The organism is Chamaesiphon minutus PCC 6605, assembly GCF_000317145.1.
GTDB classification, from domain to species: domain Bacteria; phylum Cyanobacteriota; class Cyanobacteriia; order Cyanobacteriales; family Chamaesiphonaceae; genus Chamaesiphon; species Chamaesiphon minutus.
In genome coordinates, this window is sequence record NC_019697.1 from 5,334,373 (window position 1) to 5,351,867 (window position 17,495).

Here is a 17,495-nt window from a genome sequence, read left to right on the forward strand (position 1 = left end):
AGAGAATTGTGGTGACGAATAATCGGTTCGATCGACCCCATTTGGGGCGGCTTTATACCTAATTTTATTACTAAATAGAAGGTAGCAAGTCCACTATTCACTATCTGTCTATTTACAATTGATTTCTAGATTTAATTTGCACGTAACGATCGACTAATCGATCGCTAATTTGGGTAGCTGGTGCATCCAAAACTAAAACGCCCTTACGTTTGAGATTGGCGAAGGCAAGTTCGCGTTGCTGGAGCAGATCGAGCGCGACGGATTGAGTGTACGCGCCAGCCAGATCGGTACCTAATTCGCGCGCGAGAATATCTACTTGCGGATCGCGCAGAGTTACACAAAAAGGCAGATAGCGCGGCGTGAGTCTGCTGAGTGCGACGAGCAGTTCGGCAGAGGCAATATCGTCGATAATATCCGTAATGACGACAACTAGCGCGCGCCGACTCTGTTGTTTGAGGATCGTGGTAACGGCTCCCAGATAGTCAGGCTCCAGTAGTTCTGGCTGAATGCGGCTCACCCTGTCGAGAATTGTAGAAAAGTGTTTTTGTCCCTGTTGGGGTGGAATCCAGGTAGTCAGATAGCGATCGAATACCCCTACTCCCACGCGATCTCCCCGCTGGATCGCCGTCAGAGCTAACGATAGCGTCGCATTTAAGCCCAGATCGAACCGTTTGTACCCCTGAATATTGGCTGTCATCAGCCGTCCGCGATCGAGCAAGATAATCACCGTCTGTTCTTGCTCCGGCTCCAAGACTCGAATCAGCGGACGATTGCGGCGCGCCGTAGCTTTCCAATCGATCGAGCGGGGATCGTCGCCACTATTATACTCGCGCAATTCGCTAAATTCTGTCCCCATCCCCCGCTTACGAACTTGACGCATCGCGCCTGTAGATTGCAATGCCAACCGAATCGAGAGCGATTTTAAGCCGATCAGATCGGGATAGACAACCGCAGTTTGAGCTGCATCTACCCGCCATTGGTACCAAGCCAACCCCCAGCGGCTTGATTGCCTCACCTGAATTCCTTGCCATTCGTACTCGCCACGACGATAAGGATGAACTGTATAACTCGTTGTTTGGCTGTGGCCTCTTTCTAGTTGCCCAGAGATTAATGAGGGCATTGCTGCCAAATCTTGCGGCACTCCGTCGCAAATTTGATAGCTAAATTGTCGAGCTTTGCTACTACTTTGGCTGGCTCGAATTGTCAGTGTCACCGGATTATCGCGCCCGATCGATAATTTTCCCAATCGATCGCGACTTACCTCTACGCGATCGGCTTTACTGAGCCAAGCATCGATGCCTGCGACTAGGATGATGCCAAGGTACCAAGCCAATGTCATCGCGATCGCTACTCCAATTCTTTGGGGAATCGGGATAAAGATGGCAAAAATCGTCGCAAACAATCCCCCACCCGCCAGCAGCCATAATGTCCGCGCACTGGGAATAAAGTCAATAAGTTGATTCATTACAAACGTTTTGCTAATTGGCAAGATCTTAGCTCAAACAATACTCCCATCTCGCACGGTGATAGACAGATTATTATTAGTGTAGATCTGAGGGTACTCACAAGGCTTACCCCTACACATTTATCTGGTAGGGGTGCCCTCTAGTTGTTGCTGTAATGGAATCTCTAAATTAAAAGAACTTGAGCAACATCGAACTCAAACCTGTCACAAAATCGACCATATTGCCGTTACCTGGATTTATATTTGTATCGGTTGGTTGGCTGGCGAGTTTAATTTTGGCAATCAGTGCTTGGGCTACCTGCGTGCCTTCGCGATCGGCTTGAGCGAAATATAGGCGTTCGGCAACCATGGCATCTTCGATCGCGCCGCGATCGTTTTGGAGTCGAAATTTGGCCATCGATCTAGCCAGGTAAACACCAGGAAATTTAGGATTGAGGCTAATCGAGCGATCGTAGTGGGCGACAGCACCAGCAAAATCATTTTTCTGCCAGTTGGCAAATCCCCACTTATAAAAATCGTCAGCGGTACCCAAACTAGTAGGAATCCCGATCGCCCCATCCAGATAAGCCGCACTGACATCGATGCCGCTCACATTGGCATTGGTAAGATAAGCCGAGCGCAAGTCAGTACCAGCTAAATTTGCCCCACGGAGATCTGCACCCGTTAAATTGGCACCATTGAGAGACGCGCCTGCCAAATTGGCACCACGCAAATCTGCCCCAGCCAGATTTGCTTGACTGAGATTGGCACCAGCTAGATTCGCTCGTTCTAATTTGGCACCAGCCAGATTGTTTGTCACCAATCCCGCGCCAGCTAAATCGCACTGTTGGCAGCTTTTTGTCGAGAGAAGTTGGCGCAGATGAGACATGTTTTCAGCCTTGGCTGTCGTCACAAAACTTGTCAAGAGCAAAATGGTCGTGGCAATGATAGTGAGTTTCATAATTGAGATTAGGGAAATAGGGGATAGCGAGTCGCGTCCAACAACCTCCCTCACGCCCCAGTTAAAAGGGCAAATTACGGAGATCGTCGGTATCATTTAGATCGTCTGACTGTGTATCAGCTCGTGCTTGTTCCCAAGCGCGATCGGCTGCGGCGATCTGTTTGAATAGGTCGGCAGAATGACGCGGTGGTTGACTCAACAATCGATCGATCTGGTATTTGGATCGGATTTGAGCTAACTCTGTTGGTGAAAGTCTCGGCTCTGTCCATTCAAAGTCAGCCGCAGTATAAACTGGTAATCTAGAGCCAAGTTGTTCGATCGGCATATCTGGCAACCTTACTAATAAGTATTCCCGCACGCGGCGGATTTCTGCAAATCTTTGTTCGATTTCATTGAGAATCCCGATCAATTGGCTCAGATGGTGTGTTGTAATTATTACACGTACCTCGATGTCATCTAAGGGAACTCCCAGTCGCTCGGCTTTGGTTAATAATTCTGGCGGAATTTTATCTAGCGCGGGGGGATTAATCGCCGCCGCCAATTCGGCTAAAGCTGTGTGAATCTGTTCTACAGTAATATTAATAGTCTCCCGCAATGGTTGTCGCTCTGTGGGGGTTGCCGCTAATTCAGTAAGGTGCTCGGTAGCTGACTGAAGTAAGGCGATCGCCCGATTTAAATGATTAGTCATCAGAACTCGCAGCGTATGGATTACATTCAGATCGATCGTACCAATTGTATGGAGATTATTCTCCTCAACTTTCCAGCTTTTCAAGATCGATGGGATGTCCACGTCGCAGATTGGCATCCTAGCCTCCCACGACCGATCGCGCTAGATATTTCGGAATTTGCCGACTTTGCCATCGATACGATCTGCGTGCAAAATCAGCCAGAAATCGCCAAAATCGCGGCGACGATCGAAATGATGTTGCAACAAGGCGATTCAATTGTTGAATATGCTTTTCGGACGATGTTTTTGGAGCAAATCGCCGCACGCAGTCAGCGCACTGGCTTCGATCTAGATGTATTTACCAGCCAGCTCCAGCCATTAGGTTGGTATTACTGGCAAGATCTCGATCGACAAGTTAGTATTCATCCTCTGTAGAGCCAGATTCCCTATCCCCTATCCCCCACTCACGGGTGGAATCAGTACCACTTCATCTCGATCGCACAGGAGCGTCTCCGGCTCGACAAAATCTAAATTGATGCCAAATCGCGTCACATCGCGCCATTGTGCGAGTTGAGATCGATCGGCAATCACGCGTTCTAATACGGCTTTGACGGGCGTATTCGGTGGGAATTGGTATGAAACTTCGCTCGTGCCAAAGGCTTCTTGGTAAACCGCAAAGAGTTTGAGCGTGACGGTAATTTCCGATTGAGGAGCATTCATGGGCGGTGCGATCGGCGATGGTGGTAACTGAGCAGCAATTAAAATAGTGTCGATCGGCTACAGTTTTTACTCTGTCTAGGGTGTAGCCCATTTTATCCGATCTGGGAAATCGATTTGTAAAAACTACTTGCTTTTTTGTAAAGATATTGTTATATTAATTTACATAACTACACACTTATAAATTCGTTAAGTCGATAAACATCCATGCAAACTAAAACCTTCATCGATAACGACGGCAGAGAAAACAACTTCGCGATCGAGCCAAAAATGTACGTCACTGATGGCCCTCAAGCTGGCTGGACTGACTACGCAGAGAAGCTCAACGGTCGGTTGGCCATGATCGGTTTCGTAGCATTGCTGATTCAAGAAGTATTGACCGGACACGGCATCGTTGGTTTCATTGCCAACCTATAGTCACTAGTTTTGGTAGCTGACTACCTTTAACAGTTTACATAAAAAAACATTTACAGCATTAGACACACCGGAAAGAGCCATGCAAACTAAAACCTTCATCGACAACGACGGTAGAGAAAACAACTTCGCGATCGAGCCAAAAATGTACGTTACGGATGGCCCCCAGGCTGGCTGGACTGACTACGCAGAGAAACTCAACGGTCGGTTGGCAATGATTGGTTTTGTGGCATTACTCATTCAAGAAGTATTGACCGGACACGGTATCGTCGGTTTCATCGCCAACCTGTAATCAGTAGCTTCACACTGAGACGAGCGTTTCACTATAAATTTCTTATCTTTTTCCTCGCGCTGGCATATCTGCTGGTGCGTTTTTTTGTGTGTTACAAAGATTTGCTCGATCGATCGCCTCGATTAAAGCTTATTTAACCGACTCATTGGCTCTAGCTATAGCTGCTACAAGCTCGAATGATTACTGAATTTCGCTCAAAATTTCTACGCTTCTAGATCGCTGTTTGCCCACTGTCACCACTCGATCGAGATCGTCGTAAGTGAGATCGCACAGACAAGTTTAAGCTCCAAAGTTAGTCTGTGTATTCTTACGGTATCGAATTCTCTTTATGAATATGATAATAAAACCAATTAATTCTGCAACTACAGCCAATGAAAACCTATATTGCGAAACTCAAGCAAGCTGCTTTAATGACTGGAATTGCCTTAGGTGGAATTGGTAGCAGTGGTACTTTATCACCTGTAAGTGCATTGACATTTAATTTCGTTTCCCCGTCAGGACTCGACCCACGGGCACAGGCAGGATTTGAGGCCGCAGGTATCCGCTGGTCTGCTCTTTTTACAGATACTGCGAACATTATTATTGATATTGATTTTCGTGCCTTAGCTCCGGGAGTGCTGGCACAAGCTAGTTCTACCCGTCGGATGTATGATTATAGTCAGTTTAGGGCTGCACTAGAGGCAGATCGAACTTCCGCAGACGATAATAATGCGGTTAGCAGTCTTAGTCTTGGCACCAACTTTAACGCGCTCATCAATCGCACTAGTAATAATCCTAATGGCAGTGGGAGTGCAACTCCATATTTAGATAACACTGGCGCAAATACCGCGATGGTAAATATCTCTAGTGCTAATGCTAAAGCTCTCAACTTACTAGGTGGGTTACCTGCCGCAGCTAGCACGTATGTGTCTACCGCAGGTGGTTTTGTGCTCGGCAGTCCGATTAATCCAGATTTCAGACCCAATAATCTGAATGTTTCCCCTGCCAATGCAACTGTTGGTGCGGATGCAGCGATTACGTTTAGTACTGATTTTGACTTTGATTTCAATCCTGATGATGGTATAGATTTCGATAAGTTTGATTTTGTTGGAATTGCCACTCATGAAATCGGACATGCACTCGGTTTTACTAGTGGTGTCGATGTTTTAGATATTAATAGTCCGCCAACTAATGGCCCGTTTGATGACAACCTCTTTACCTTTGTCAATAGCCTCGATCTATTCCGTTATTCGGAAGATAGTAAGAATGCTAGCGCGATCGATTGGACGGCAGACCTTCGCACTAAGTACTTCTCCTTAGATCGTGGACTTACGAATATCGCTGATTTTGCAACGGGAGACAACTTTGGAGATGGGCAGCAAGCTAGTCACTGGAAAGACAATTTTGGCTTGGGGATTATGGACCCAACTTTTAGCAATGGCGAATTAGGCGTAATTACCGAAAACGATTTGCGCGGGTTTGATGTCATTGGTTGGAATCGGGTAAACGCAACTGTCGCTCGAGTACCCGAACCTTCTAACATCATTGGCACGTTGATGGTTGCTGGCTTTGGAGCCAAACTGGTATTTAAACGTCGCCAAAAACTCTTTAAATCAAAGACCGAATCAATCTAAAATTCCGGTGTTCTTATTTCCAGATGTTGCTCCATCTAGCAACATCTGGATTTTTTTTGGCTGACTACTCGCGATTGACCAGCGAGAAATCGACCTTATCTCGATCTGTTAATAGTTGGTACATTTCCAGTTATGATTATCAGTCTGAGAACTCGATCGCGATGATTTATCGGATAGGGTAATTCAATATGTAAATATAATCGATCGATATGTTTATGTAGTTACCTAATATCGGGAAATTTTTTATACCGACAATCAATTCGGAAATACAACAATGAAGATCTATTTGGTTAAACTCCAACAAGCTGCTGTCATGACGGGTATTGCCTTGAGTGGAATTGAGATCGGCGGAGCGATTTCACCTGCCAATGCCTTAACATTTAATTTCACGCCAGCAGCCGGAACATCGCAACAGGCAATCGACGGGTTTACTACAGCAGGTTCGCTATGGTCTTCATTATTTACAGATAGTGTCACTGTCAACGTCAATATTAATTTCACGGCATTAAGTGCCGGGACTTTGGGAGAAGCTAGTTCTAGTACTCAATTCTTTAGCTACGATCGAGTGCATGGTGCCCTCAGTAACGATCGAACATCCACAGACGATCGTACTGCTGTCAATAGTCTGTCCAAACCACCAACATTTAACATGCTTCTCAATCGCACTGCCAATAGTCCGAACGGAGCGGGTAGTGCGACCCCTTATCTAGATAGTAATGGCGATGCCAATAATACAACGATTAATCTCACTAGTGCTAATGCCAAGGCTCTAGGTTTGGTAGCTAATAATAACGATAACGATGCATCGATTAGTTTTAGCAATGCATTTAATTGGGATTTCAATCCTAATGATGGCATTAGTGACGGGGCATTTGATTTTGTCGGGATCGCGGCTCACGAACTCGGACACTCATTAGGTTTTATCAGTGGCGTCGATACTCTAGACGGCAATGCTTCTGGGACTTTTTATAACGATAGTCAATTTACATATGTCAGCCCGTTAGATCTATTTCGTTATTCTACAGATAGCAAAAATGCTAACGCGATCGATTGGACGGCGGATGCTCGCGATAAATATTTTTCGATCGACGGTGGTGCGACTAATATTACAGCTTTTTCCACTGGCGATGTGTTTGGCGACGGTCGTCAGAACGGACACTGGAAGGATAATCTCGGATTAGGTATTATGGACCCGACAATCTCCTCTGGCGAGCTATTACAAATTAATGAAAATGATAAGCGCGCATTAGATGTCATCGGCTGGAATCGGGTGGGTAATGGCTCACCCAACGCCCAGATCGGCAATTTTGTTCAAAATAGTAACGGCATTGCTGGTACTGACGGTTTAGCTCGAGCGGATGCTACTGTACCCGAACCTGCTGATTTTGTCGGTACATTTATCTTTGCTACTATTACTGCCAAAATAATTATCGATCGTCGCCAGCAGCTACGTGATGCAACCGATAAATCAGTTTAAATTAATCGATCGTCAAATAAATAGCCCCAAATTCTTGAAGAATTTGGGGCTATTTGCTAAATATTTACCGATCTTGGCGATCGGAGTCGCTTTCTTAAAGATCGTGCGAAGCCACGTTTGGGAAATCTAAGGTAGCTGTAAAACTAACAGCAACCCCAAGTTTCTTCCCGCCTCTTCCCGGTGGGAGAGTTTTTGGTTCGTAGCCATCATCGTCGCCATCATTTTCGTAACGATTCGGTCTTCTGCTATTCTTAATTAGTTGTCACGGAACTTTTCTCTGGGCATCCGTTCCGATCGTCACCAAAGGTAACAAGCGATCGAAAGTAGAGATCTTACCGATCGGGTGTAAACTACCATCACAGATTTTTGCTATTTATACTGCCGCAGGTTCGACTTTCCCTCTCTGCTTGTTAGTGCTGCTGCTAGTAGTTTCGTTGACTTCGAGCGGCACGAACTCAATATGATTGAGCAAAGTCGTCACGAAGGCAAATAGTAAGAAAGGCAGAGATAAAACTAAGATCAAACCGACTGTCGCCAGCGCGTAAATTTGGCGAGTAGTACTCCATAAAGACAGAGCAGAAGCAAGACTGATAAAAATTACCATTAACCAAACTACAATCTGCCCATAGATATCGCTAAATGTGAGGGTGCAGTTCATCCGATACTTCTGCTTGTCCATAAGTTTTTACCACAACTTTTACTATCTATTTTCAGCATAGATCGTTTGTTGCAGAATGGTAACTCTTTCAATTAATCGATAGAAATTGTTATAGATGTTTACAGGACATGTGGATGGGTAATGGGTAATGGGTAATGGGTAGGAAGACTTTAATCCTGAAACCTAATCCCTAATCCCTATCCCCTATCCCCTATCCCCTATCCCCTATCCCCTATCCCCTTGTTACAATAAATCAAGCACCCCAGGAGAAGCCTGCATGACTATTTCGATCGATCCCAAGACATTTTTGTTATCCAAGCAACTACCAAATCTGAGTTATTCAGCGACTACACATCGATTTGATGAAACCTGGGAAGCTCCATTATCAACACTGCTGGGTTTAGGACGAGCGGCTGGTGCGGACTTTGTAGAGTTCTTTTTAGAACGATCGAATTATATTAGCTGTCTGGCAGAAGACGACCAAATCACTAGTATCTCACCTCGGCTATCTACAGGCGCAGGAGTACGGGTATTTAAGGGTAAAGCCGATTGTTATGTCAGCACCAACGATCTCTCCTTCAATGGGCTAAAATCGGCCTTAGAGAAAGCGTTGGGGATTATGGCATTGCACTTGCCCGCGCCCAACTCTTACGTACCCGAAATCAATCTCGAACTGTTGCGCGACTACGCCACCAAAAAGGGTAAAGATAACTGGTTGAAAGAGTGTAGCTCGATGCGCGAGATGGGTGAAGTGCTCTTAGCCGCTAATGGCAAGCTCAAACAGACAGCCACCCACATTCAATCGCGACGCGCGGCTTATTTCCGCGATTGGCAAGAAGTATTAGTGGCATCTAGCGACGGCACATTCGCACGCGATATCCGGCTGACACAATCGGTAGGTTATAACCTACTATGTGCCGATGGTACCAATCGTTCTTCGATCGGTCAACGCGTGGGCGATACTAGCAATCCTAACTTTTTAACAACGTGGGATTATGGAGCCACGGCGGAAGATGTTTCGCAGTCAGCAGGTAAGATGCTCTACGCCGACTATGTAGAATCGGGAACTTATCCGATTATTATGGCAAACCAATTCGGTGGCGTCATTTTCCACGAAGCCTGCGGACATTTACTCGAAACTACCCAAATCGAGCGAAATACCACTCCCTTTGCCGAAATGAAGGGTCAAAAAATTGCCCATGAAAGTCTCACGGCTTGGGATGAAGGCTTATCTGGCAATGCTTTCGGTACGATCGATATGGACGATGAAGGAATGCCAGCCCAGCGCACCTTATTGATCGAGAATGGCATCCTCAAGAATTTTATCGCCGATCGGGCCGGATCGATCCGTACCGGACATCCCCGCACGGGCAGCGGACGCCGGAATAGTTACGCTTATGCAGCGGCTAGTCGGATGCGGAATACTTATATCGCTCCTGGCGAGCATCATGTAGATGAACTATTTAACTCGATCGAGAAAGGTATTTACTGTAAGAAAATGGGTGGCGGTAGCGTCGGTGCTACCGGACAATTTAACTTTGCAGTGGATGAGGCTTATCTAATCGAAAATGGCAAAATTACCAAGCCGCTCAAGGGTGCGACGCTAATTGGCGAAGCCAAAGAAATCATGAATAAGATTTCAATGTGTTCGGCGGATCTCGGATTGGCTGCGGGTTTCTGCGGTTCGGTAAGTGGCAGTATTTATGTAACTGTCGGACAGCCACATATTAAGGTCGATTCGATTACCGTTGGCGGACGGTAGGATTTGTAGGAGCGGGTTTATGCTTGCAGTTTTTGCGATCGGCAATTGTAGAACGAACCCGCCCGCACCTATCGATCGATTTGGTGTGCTGCGGAGATCTACCCACCCCGCCCTACGGGCACCCCTGTCTTGACTGAAACACATGCGGAGGGAACCTCCGCGTGATTTCAGTCGCTCCGAGGAGGGGATTTTCCACGCCAGAGCTATTGCTTGAATTTAACTAAGAGGAAATCAAAAGTCAAAGCCTTCGACTCATGGTTAATATAGATATTTTGTTAGAGTTTATTGTCGATGGCTCGCGGTTGATTCTAGCAGGTACGATCGGCTTTATAGTTGTCCTTCTATCTCCAATTTTAATAATATTATTTTGTATTGGGAATGCAGTAGAAAACTATCGAAAAAATAATGTAATCGACAGATTGTATTGTGAGAAATGTGGTGCTTTAATGGGAAGAAGATCTTTCGATCTGGCAAAAATAGAAAATACAAAACGATGGGAAGAATTTAATTCAAAAATAGCAGAAGCGGAGCAAAAACGAAAGGCTACTCTAGCCGATCCTAATGCGACACCTTTAGAGATGATGCTTTCATCATCATCATCAGGAACAATGCCTTACTATGGTTCTCCTCGTACAATAAATGCTGTTTGTACTTGTGGAGTCAAGTATGTCTATAGCAATAATAGATTTCAAATGCTTGTCGAAAATCAAGATTTGTAGACGTATGTATAGGTAGAATTAAGTATGTGTAGGGTGGGCACTGCCCACCACATCAATTTCAATAGTAGCTTAACAAACAAGAAAAGTTATTTGAATTAAGTTGATAATGTCTGTGGGCAGTGCCCACCCTACAAAATTATTGCTTACTGCGATTGTAATTTTAGCTGTCAATAAAAGTTATTTGCATGAAGTCGGTAATGTCTGCGGGCAGTGCCCACTCTCCAAAATTATTTCTACCCAACCTACGAATTATTAATTATTAACCCAAATTACCCATGCCATTAAATATTCAAACTGTTTCTGATTCCGCACGTCAAATTGCTACCAAATTAGGCATCTCCAAATTCGACTTATCTGGTTCGACTACTGATAGCGTCAGCGTCCAAGTGGATAAAGGCGAACCCAAGCAAGTCAAAGCTTCCAATCGATCTGGAATTACCGTGCGAGTATGGAATAACGAAAATACTGTCGGGATTACTAGTACCACCGATGTCGATGATAACGGTTTGGAACTCGCGTTGAAAACCGCTCATGAAGCGAGTTTTTTTGGCATCAAAGAACACGCACCAGATTTTAGTCCCGAAGCGACTGCACCGATTGCCGAAATAGAAATAGAGTCGGGAGAACCTGCAACGGTACCACAATTAATTGAGAGTTTAGTTGATGCCGAGCAGAAATTATTAGCTGCTCATGAAGCGATCGAAAGCGTTCCTTATAATGGACTATCTCAGCAATCTATAGACCAATTCTATCTCAACAGTGACGGTGCGGTACGCAGCGATAGTCGGTCATATACCTCGCTTTACTTATATACCAAAACCGAACAAGAAGGCAAAAAGCCGCGCAGTGCGGGGGCTTTTGAACTCAGTCACAGTTTCGATAAACTAAACTTCCAAAAGTGTATCGATGAAGCTGCCGAAAAAACTATCAGTCATCTCAACTATGAGAAAGTAGCTTCTGGTAAATATACGGTAGTCTTCTCGCCCGAAGCATTCTTGAGTTTGCTCGGTGCTTTTTCTAACTTATTTAATGCCCAAAGTATTTTAGATAAACAAAGTTTGTCAACACCCGAATCTTTGGGCACGCCGATTGCATCGCCATTATTATCGGTCGCCGATGATGCATTGCACCCGAGTAATATCGGGATCGAAACTTTTGATGGCGAAGGGACTCCTACCCGTCGGATTAACTTGATCGATAAAGGCGTGTTGTCGTCATTCATTCACAGTGCGGGTACTGCCAAACGGATGAATGCTCAACCGACGGGACATGCCAATATGGGATCGAAAATTACTGTTTCTCCCCACTTCTATCATGTGTCAGGTGGTGAAACAACTGACGAGAAATATAACCTAGATACGGCAGAAAATGTCATCCTGATCGACGATCTCCAAGCCCTCCATGCAGGCGTACAATCGCTGCAAGGTTCTTTCTCCTTGCCTTTTGATGGTTGGGTAATTAATAAGGGTGTAAAGACCAGTGTCGAGTCAGCTACAGTTGCCGGAGACTTCCGCGAAGTATTAAATTCGATCGTGTATATCGAGCCAAAAGAGGAGCTGACAAATAGCGGTGTCTGTCCGCGAATTTGGGTAGAGGGACTATCTGTTACTGGCGAATAAATTTGATTCGATGTCAAATGGGGTAGATACTATCTTAAGAGTCCATAGGGACGATCGAGACAGTATCTACTCCTTATTTAGAGATGTATATTTAGAGTGTCTTCAGTGAAAATTTGGTGTTACTCAGTGGCAGGTTTGAGCGTCAGCAAGACTTCAAAATTGCTGGTGTTTTTGTCGGGTTGTGCCGAACTCATACCCAGTCCTTGAATGGAAGTGACGATCGCATTAACATCTGGGGGCATAGTTCTCTCCGCAACTGCACCCATTTTGCTGTTGTATAAATTAAAGACTTTTTCGATATCAATATAGGCATAGCTTTGTTTTTGAGCCGACATCGAGCTTAAAGCCGTGGTGTAATTCGGGCTACGATCGAGTGATTCGCCAGATGGCTGGGCAATTTTCTCGACTAACCCGTCGCCGACAGCCAGGAGCATCGATTTCTCGGACACCCAGCCATAGCTGAAAAGTGTACCTTGTCCGGCGGGAGCCTTAACATCAGAAATCTGTGCGTTCCCGACTTGGCGTTGCTCGACGCTGAATCCCGAATTCTTAGCTAAATTGACCAATTTGGTCATTGTATTATCCGTAACGGCGCGATCGTTACTATCGATCGTCAGGGCACCCCCAAAGCCAGCCGCAGCGGTAATCCCGCTACTTACAGGCATCATGCCTAGCGTGTAATCGCCACCCATCCAGGCAAAGATATCTTTATCCAGATCTAGTTGAGTAGATTGAGTAAAGCTCTGACGCATTTGGTTCAATGCTTGTTGAGTCGTCGGTTGAGAGGCGGCAATTTTATTCGCCTCAGTCCAGATTTGGCTCAAACCAGTACCGCCTGCCACCATCAAGGTATCCGCCGGAAAACTGGAGACGGCTTTAGCAGAGGTAGTGGGTAGATTTAGCGTCGTGCCATCAGTTTTGGCAACTATTTTCATTCTAATCCCCGCATCGTCGATCGCGATGCCGCCGCCGAAGGACTGGATTTTTTTCAACTGTGTCATAGTAGCCGGATCGAGCGTGACTGGAGTTTTGCCCGACTTAAGTAGCTCTTGCACGGCTGTGAGATAATCGGGAATGTAAAATGCCGCGATCGGTTGCTTGAGTCCGAGAGTATCGGCTTTGAACCAATCGTTCCCAGCTTTACTGGCTAGGGAAGGCTTCCCTTGAGCCGTATCGATCGCCGATTCGATCGTTTTTTGTTCGGGTGCGACTACCAATCGATCGTTAACGATCGCGGTAAAGGTTTGGCCGCCGCCCTTACCCGTATCGGTAATCTCGATCCCTTTGTAGTCAAATTTCTTGACGGGATCTTTGCTTTGCGCCTTGAGTTTGTTGGCAAAGTCCAAAGCTTTGAGTTTATCTTTAATACCGATAGCGATTAGTACCTGCGGTTTATCCGGTTTACCATCGCTACCAGGCAAGATCGCCATCATCGTATTTCCGACCCAAGGTTGAATATCTTTGCTAAAATCCATCTTGGTTTCGGCTAAGAACTTCTGCTGAGCTTCGTTTAATTGAGTCGTAATAATATTTTGCGCTGTAGGCGTACCAAACTTTTTCAACTTCTCCCAAGCTTCGGGTTCGTTAGAAATATAAGCCGCCATATAGGCATCTGCGGGAATCACACCCGCCAAGTCGCCAGCATTACTTTCGCCACTATAGATATATTTATAAGCGGCAAATCCCGCTCCCGCAGCAACTACCAATGTAGCTGCCATGACAATCCCTTGTTTAGACATATATATAAGTTTTTGGATAAGTTGGCGAAATCGCAATCTCCGCGCGATCGCGAGTGCGTAACCATTTGATTCAGTCGATCGACAGCTAATTCCAGAAATACGCTCGAAAATTAAGACATATGACCTACATTTTACAGGTCGATCGAACTTATCGCTGGTGCATAAATTGAGAATAAGGTGAGGGCAATTAGAACATCTGGCGTTGCTGGATTCTGTTGCACAGAGGCTTCGCCAACGAAGTATGAAAAGCTAGCAAGAATAGCGGGGAGCGGGGAGATCCCCGCAAAATAGTAACCTTATTGACGCCGTAGACTAGTAGCCCGCATTTTTTTAGCTCGATTAATTTATTGGCAATCGAATAACTTGTCTACTGGTTAGAAAAGCTCGTCTCTACTTTCTATTACCGATCGAGTTAGATTGACCCCAACCTTGTAGATCTGTTTCAATAAAGATAGGTAAACTTCAGAGCTGAGGCGAATAAGATGACAGCTATTTTTACGATCGCCGATGAGTCTGAAGCGAATAATGCCAGCAGTGCCGATTTTCAATGGATGCCGCAATGGTATCCCGTCGCTGTCGTCGAATTTTTAGATCCGTCCAAACCCCATGCATTTCAACTATTGGGTAAAAATGTCGTGTTGTGGCGAGATGGCGCGCAGCAGTGGCAATGTTTTGAGGATGCGTGTCCCCATCGCCTCGCACCGCTATCGGAAGGGCGCGTCGAAGCCGACGGGACGCTGTTATGTGCCTACCACGGTTGGCGATTTGGTGGAGATGGTAACTGTACCAAAATCCCCCAATCCCAATCTCCAGAACTAGAAGCCCAACATCGTGCCAATCCTAAATCCTGCGCGATCTCGTATCCCACCCAACAAGCACAGGGATTATTGTGGGTGTGGGCGGAATCTGGTGCCAAAGGAGCAGTTGAGAGTAAGAATCGTTCGCCCCGAATTATTTCCGAACTCGAAGGTAAATCAGATCGCGTTGTCAAACTATTTTGGAATATTCGGGATCTGCCGTATGGGTGGGACTATTTCATGGAAAACGTCGCCGATCCCGCTCATGTACCCGTTTCGCATCATGGATTAGTCGGAGATCGCCATCGAGATGCCAAATATTATGATATGCCCCGATTGCGCGAAATTTCGACTCAGGAGGGCTTTTCCTTCGGCGTGACGCAGGAACAGGGTTCGCCGATTCTTGACGTCTTACATGACTTCCAGCCGCCTTGTCTGATGAAAATTACGACTACCTTCACCGATGAAGGGCAGCTAATTTTAGTGCTATATGCCACCCCTACTCGCCCCGGCTGGTGTCGTCATATCGGCACGCAGATTCTAGTCAAAAATCCCCAGGGCAAATTACCACCCGGATTAGGATTTTTCGCGCTCCCGATGCCGACTTGGTTGGGACATATTCTCGCGTCGCTGTTCTTACATCAAGATATGGTCTTCCTCCATTATCAGGAACGGACGATGGCAGCCAAAGATCGCTGGTTGGATGCAGTATATACGCCCAATCCTCAGGACAAAATGACCATCACCTTCCGTCAGTGGCTCGAAAAACGGGCTGGCGGTGGCGTCCCGTGGCAAGGTACCGCCGATTTACCGCCCGCAGAACTGGATAAACGCAAACTCTTGGATGTTTGGCACACTCATACCGCCGAGTGTCAGTATTGCCAAACCGCACTCAAACGGTTGCGGTGGGCGAGAACGGGTAGTTATGGATTGGCGATCGCGATCTTGGTAGTCGCAGTTTTGCTAGAATCACGATCTATCGCATTAACAGGGCAAACAAGTCTCATTTCACTAGCTTTTGTCGCGAGAATATCGATCGCATTAGGTTTAACAGCTCTAGGCTATGGCATTCACCAGCTTATCGGCTTGTTCTATGTCTACGAGTTTGAGCACGCCCAAAATGATTAGACGCCCTGCAAAAGTCCGAGGTTGCCTGCGATCGGAAAATAGAGGGTAGTTCTTCTGTCAGTTTTCCGCTCTTACTTGCCGATACAAAAGCGACTAAAAATCCGATCGAGGACGGATTCGGTAACTTCTTCACCTGTGATTTCGCCTAGTGCTCTAATGGCTTCGCGTAAATCGATCGTCCAGAAGTCCAAGGGGAGTTGGGATTCGATCGTCGTTAAGACTTGTTGGAGAGCTGTCTGAGCGCGGATCAGGGCGGCGGCTTGGCGTTGATTGATGGCGATTTCAATATTAGCCGCGTGTAGTTTTCCGCCTGCGACGATGCCTAAGATTGCGGCTTCTAAGCGATCGATTCCGAGTGCGTTGGGTGCGGTGGTACCGGAGGTTACCGCCGCAGCAGTTTCGACTACCGCACTAATTCCTGTGGGTAGATCGAGCTTGGGGACGGTGGTGACGAGATCGACTTTATTGATAACCGCGATCGTGGGAATATTGGCAATTTCTCGATAAATTTCTGTCTCTACTTCAGTCCAGCCGATCTGAGCGTCGATCGTCAGTAAGATCAGATCCGCTGCTAGTGCTGCTGCACGAGAGCGCGCGACGCCGATTTGTTCGACGACATCGCTAGTATCTCTAATTCCGGCGGTATCTAATACCTGGACGGGAATTCCGCCGACGACGAGGCGGGATTCGACGACATCTCTCGTCGTGCCAGGGAGGGGAGTGACAATCGCCCGATCGCTGCGACTCCAAGCATTTAACAAGCTGGATTTGCCGACATTTGGCTGTCCGAGGATGGCTACCTTCAAACCGCTGCGCAGCAATTCACCACGATCGGCTGTGGCTGCAATCCGCCCGATTTCCGTCGCTAACGCCCTTAAATTTGCCGTGACATCAACTAAGTCTAAGGGCGGTAAATCCTCCTCAAAATCGATTCTAGCCTCGATCTCGGCAAGTAAATCTAGGGCTTCGGCGCGCAACCGGACGATCGGTTGGCGCAATTTGCCCTGCAATCCGGCAATTGCTGTCTGTGCGGCGGCAGGAGAGAGCGCGCCGACGAGATCGCTGATACTTTCGGCTTGTGTCAAATCGATCCGCCCATTGAGAAAAGCCCGCAGCGTAAACTCGCCTGGTTCGGCCACTTTGGCACCGCATTCGACGCACAACTGGAGAATCTGTTGCACGAGGATAATGCCGCCATGACTGTGAATTTCGACGACATCCTCCCGCGTATAAGATCGCGGGGCGAGCATCACTAGTAATAAGGCTTCATCGATCGTCAGATTTGTGTGGGGATGTCGCACGTATCCATACAAAATTCGATGACTTTCCCACTCTTGCCGACCAGGGGTTTTAAAGATTTGTCGCGCGATCGCTACAGCGTCAACTCCAGACAGGCGAACGATCCCGACGCTTCCTTGTTGGGGGACTACAGCCGTGGCAATTGCTACAATGGTTCCAGTTTGCATGATTGAGTCAGTTGACAGTTGA

General features: G+C 46.6%; 16 protein-coding genes. 9 read left to right on the plus strand and 7 right to left on the minus strand.

Going from position 1 to position 17,495, the window contains the following annotated elements; translation table 11 throughout:
- Nucleotides 1-112 precede the first annotated feature (112 nt).
- From CHA6605_RS24315 to CHA6605_RS24325, 3 genes are all read right to left on the minus strand, one after another.
- Nucleotides 113-1,465, minus strand: a complete 1,353-nt coding sequence (locus tag CHA6605_RS24315; RefSeq protein ID WP_015162028.1) for a DUF58 domain-containing protein — start codon at nt 1,463-1,465, stop codon at nt 113-115.
- 169 nt (nt 1,466-1,634) lie between these two features.
- Nucleotides 1,635-2,405 carry a pentapeptide repeat-containing protein gene (locus CHA6605_RS24320; RefSeq protein ID WP_015162029.1) on the minus strand — a complete coding sequence of 257 codons (771 nt, stop codon included), beginning with the start codon at nt 2,403-2,405 and terminating at the stop codon, nt 1,635-1,637.
- 61 nt (nt 2,406-2,466) lie between these two features.
- Nucleotides 2,467-3,093: a hypothetical protein gene (locus tag CHA6605_RS24325; RefSeq protein ID WP_015162030.1), complete on the minus strand. Its 627-nt coding sequence runs from the start codon at nt 3,091-3,093 to the stop codon at nt 2,467-2,469.
- Between the two features lie 15 nt (nt 3,094-3,108).
- Between CHA6605_RS24325 and CHA6605_RS24330 the strand changes: the two genes are divergently transcribed.
- Nucleotides 3,109-3,507 carry a DUF7674 family protein gene (locus tag CHA6605_RS24330; protein ID WP_015162031.1) on the plus strand — a complete coding sequence of 133 codons (399 nt, stop codon included), beginning with the start codon at nt 3,109-3,111 and terminating at the stop codon, nt 3,505-3,507.
- An 18-nt stretch (nt 3,508-3,525) separates the two neighbouring features.
- On the opposite strand, the gene CHA6605_RS24335 is transcribed toward CHA6605_RS24330, so the two are convergent.
- Complete coding sequence (locus CHA6605_RS24335) at nt 3,526-3,792, minus strand: MoaD/ThiS family protein (RefSeq protein ID WP_015162032.1); 267 nt, start codon at nt 3,790-3,792, stop codon at nt 3,526-3,528.
- A 204-nt stretch (nt 3,793-3,996) separates the two neighbouring features.
- On the opposite strand from CHA6605_RS24335, the gene CHA6605_RS24340 reads away from it, so the two are divergent.
- The 4 genes from CHA6605_RS24340 (at nt 3,997) to CHA6605_RS24355 (ending at nt 7,585) form a co-directional block, all read left to right on the plus strand.
- Nucleotides 3,997-4,206: a chlorophyll a/b-binding protein gene (locus CHA6605_RS24340; protein WP_015162033.1), complete on the plus strand. Its 210-nt coding sequence runs from the start codon at nt 3,997-3,999 to the stop codon at nt 4,204-4,206.
- A 79-nt stretch (nt 4,207-4,285) separates the two neighbouring features.
- Nucleotides 4,286-4,495, plus strand: coding sequence for a chlorophyll a/b-binding protein (locus CHA6605_RS24345; protein ID WP_015162033.1), 210 nt, complete (start codon nt 4,286-4,288; stop codon nt 4,493-4,495).
- A gap of 371 nt (nt 4,496-4,866) precedes the next feature.
- Nucleotides 4,867-6,108: an NF038122 family metalloprotease gene (locus CHA6605_RS24350; RefSeq protein ID WP_015162034.1), complete on the plus strand. Its 1,242-nt coding sequence runs from the start codon at nt 4,867-4,869 to the stop codon at nt 6,106-6,108.
- Nucleotides 6,109-6,382: 274 nt separating this feature from the next.
- Nucleotides 6,383-7,585 (plus strand): NF038122 family metalloprotease, encoded by a 1,203-nt coding sequence (locus CHA6605_RS24355; protein WP_015162035.1) that lies wholly within the window; start codon nt 6,383-6,385, stop codon nt 7,583-7,585.
- Between the two features lie 373 nt (nt 7,586-7,958).
- On the opposite strand, the gene CHA6605_RS24360 is transcribed toward CHA6605_RS24355, so the two are convergent.
- Complete coding sequence (locus CHA6605_RS24360; protein ID WP_015162036.1) at nt 7,959-8,264, minus strand: hypothetical protein; 306 nt, start codon at nt 8,262-8,264, stop codon at nt 7,959-7,961.
- 256 nt (nt 8,265-8,520) lie between these two features.
- Here CHA6605_RS24360 and CHA6605_RS24365 point away from each other — a divergent pair, with 256 nt between their 5' ends.
- The 3 genes from CHA6605_RS24365 to CHA6605_RS24375 all read left to right on the plus strand — a co-directional run bounded on the left by CHA6605_RS24365 (nt 8,521) and on the right by CHA6605_RS24375 (nt 12,343).
- A complete protein-coding gene (locus CHA6605_RS24365; protein ID WP_015162037.1) occupies nt 8,521-10,005 on the plus strand; it encodes a TldD/PmbA family protein in 1,485 nt (494 codons plus the stop codon).
- Nucleotides 10,006-10,259: 254 nt separating this feature from the next.
- Entirely contained in the window at nt 10,260-10,724 is a 465-nt protein-coding gene (locus tag CHA6605_RS24370) for a hypothetical protein (RefSeq protein ID WP_015162038.1), read from the plus strand.
- 275 nt (nt 10,725-10,999) lie between these two features.
- Nucleotides 11,000-12,343 carry a TldD/PmbA family protein gene (locus tag CHA6605_RS24375; RefSeq protein WP_015162040.1) on the plus strand — a complete coding sequence of 448 codons (1,344 nt, stop codon included), beginning with the start codon at nt 11,000-11,002 and terminating at the stop codon, nt 12,341-12,343.
- 119 nt (nt 12,344-12,462) lie between these two features.
- Here CHA6605_RS24375 and CHA6605_RS24380 read toward each other — a convergent pair whose 3' ends face one another.
- On the minus strand, nt 12,463-14,082 hold the full coding sequence (locus tag CHA6605_RS24380) for a DUF3352 domain-containing protein (protein ID WP_015162041.1): 1,620 nt from the start codon (nt 14,080-14,082) through the stop codon (nt 12,463-12,465).
- A gap of 482 nt (nt 14,083-14,564) precedes the next feature.
- Here CHA6605_RS24380 and CHA6605_RS24385 point away from each other — a divergent pair, with 482 nt between their 5' ends.
- On the plus strand, nt 14,565-16,007 hold the full coding sequence (locus tag CHA6605_RS24385; protein ID WP_015162042.1) for an aromatic ring-hydroxylating dioxygenase subunit alpha: 1,443 nt from the start codon (nt 14,565-14,567) through the stop codon (nt 16,005-16,007).
- A 71-nt stretch (nt 16,008-16,078) separates the two neighbouring features.
- On the opposite strand, the gene mnmE is transcribed toward CHA6605_RS24385, so the two are convergent.
- Nucleotides 16,079-17,473 (minus strand): tRNA uridine-5-carboxymethylaminomethyl(34) synthesis GTPase MnmE, encoded by a 1,395-nt coding sequence (gene mnmE / locus CHA6605_RS24390; protein ID WP_015162043.1) that lies wholly within the window; start codon nt 17,471-17,473, stop codon nt 16,079-16,081.
- Nucleotides 17,474-17,495: the final 22 nt, after the last annotated feature.

What these genes read in the sequence shown, in the direction of transcription:
- CHA6605_RS24315 (WP_015162028.1), bottom strand. Translation starts at nt 1,465, where the DNA reads ATGAATCAACTTATTGACTTTATTCCCAGTGCGCGGACATTATGGCTG.
- CHA6605_RS24320 (WP_015162029.1), bottom strand. Translation starts at nt 2,405, where the DNA reads ATGAAACTCACTATCATTGCCACGACCATTTTGCTCTTGACAAGTTTT.
- CHA6605_RS24325 (WP_015162030.1), bottom strand. Translation starts at nt 3,093, where the DNA reads ATGACTAATCATTTAAATCGGGCGATCGCCTTACTTCAGTCAGCTACC.
- CHA6605_RS24330 (WP_015162031.1), top strand. Translation starts at nt 3,109, where the DNA reads ATGGATTACATTCAGATCGATCGTACCAATTGTATGGAGATTATTCTC.
- CHA6605_RS24335 (WP_015162032.1), bottom strand. Translation starts at nt 3,792, where the DNA reads ATGAATGCTCCTCAATCGGAAATTACCGTCACGCTCAAACTCTTTGCG.
- CHA6605_RS24340 (WP_015162033.1), top strand. Translation starts at nt 3,997, where the DNA reads ATGCAAACTAAAACCTTCATCGATAACGACGGCAGAGAAAACAACTTC.
- CHA6605_RS24345 (WP_015162033.1), top strand. Translation starts at nt 4,286, where the DNA reads ATGCAAACTAAAACCTTCATCGACAACGACGGTAGAGAAAACAACTTC.
- CHA6605_RS24350 (WP_015162034.1), top strand. Translation starts at nt 4,867, where the DNA reads ATGAAAACCTATATTGCGAAACTCAAGCAAGCTGCTTTAATGACTGGA.
- CHA6605_RS24355 (WP_015162035.1), top strand. Translation starts at nt 6,383, where the DNA reads ATGAAGATCTATTTGGTTAAACTCCAACAAGCTGCTGTCATGACGGGT.
- CHA6605_RS24360 (WP_015162036.1), bottom strand. Translation starts at nt 8,264, where the DNA reads ATGGACAAGCAGAAGTATCGGATGAACTGCACCCTCACATTTAGCGAT.
- CHA6605_RS24365 (WP_015162037.1), top strand. Translation starts at nt 8,521, where the DNA reads ATGACTATTTCGATCGATCCCAAGACATTTTTGTTATCCAAGCAACTA.
- CHA6605_RS24370 (WP_015162038.1), top strand. Translation starts at nt 10,260, where the DNA reads ATGGTTAATATAGATATTTTGTTAGAGTTTATTGTCGATGGCTCGCGG.
- CHA6605_RS24375 (WP_015162040.1), top strand. Translation starts at nt 11,000, where the DNA reads ATGCCATTAAATATTCAAACTGTTTCTGATTCCGCACGTCAAATTGCT.
- CHA6605_RS24380 (WP_015162041.1), bottom strand. Translation starts at nt 14,082, where the DNA reads ATGTCTAAACAAGGGATTGTCATGGCAGCTACATTGGTAGTTGCTGCG.
- CHA6605_RS24385 (WP_015162042.1), top strand. Translation starts at nt 14,565, where the DNA reads ATGACAGCTATTTTTACGATCGCCGATGAGTCTGAAGCGAATAATGCC.
- mnmE (WP_015162043.1), bottom strand. Translation starts at nt 17,473, where the DNA reads ATGCAAACTGGAACCATTGTAGCAATTGCCACGGCTGTAGTCCCCCAA.